Consider the following 409-nt stretch of genomic DNA (forward strand, 5'->3'; position numbering starts at 1 on the left):
TTTGATTCCTTCCATTTTCTGAATTCCTGCGGTGTACGATAGCCCAACGCTGAGTGCGGGCGCTCTTTGTTGTAGAACTCAATATACGTTTTGATGGCGATCTTGGCTTCCGCGAAGTTGTCGTATTCCTGCATCCAAACTTCTTCCTCCTTCAACGAACGGAAGAAACGTTCGATATAGCCATCTGCGTCCGGATTGTTATAACCTGTCCGTTCTGAGCGTTAAGTTTGCCCCTCGTACCCCGCTCGGGAATCGGTAGTTGAATGCGTTATCCACAGCCTGCAGCAATTCCTCTGTCCGGCAATAGCGCGAAAACGAATACCCCACAATTTCACGGTCGTACGCATCGATGACCGCGAACAGATATCCCCAGCCATCCTTACCACACCAAATCTTTGTCATATCGCAC

At 49.4% G+C, this 409-nt stretch carries 1 protein-coding gene and 1 pseudogene; both read right to left on the reverse strand.

The genetic code is table 11. From position 1 onward, the window contains the following. Window positions 1–185, reverse strand: a pseudogene (locus J3482_RS22035) (integrase core domain-containing protein); the annotation flags it as partial. 13 nt (window positions 186–198) lie between these two features. Then, window positions 199–409: DDE-type integrase/transposase/recombinase (locus tag J3482_RS20315; protein WP_236018429.1), on the reverse strand; the 211-nt coding region annotated here is incomplete at its 5' end.

The organism is Alicyclobacillus suci (assembly GCF_017329615.1).
Lineage (GTDB): Bacteria > Bacillota > Bacilli > Alicyclobacillales > Alicyclobacillaceae > Alicyclobacillus > Alicyclobacillus suci.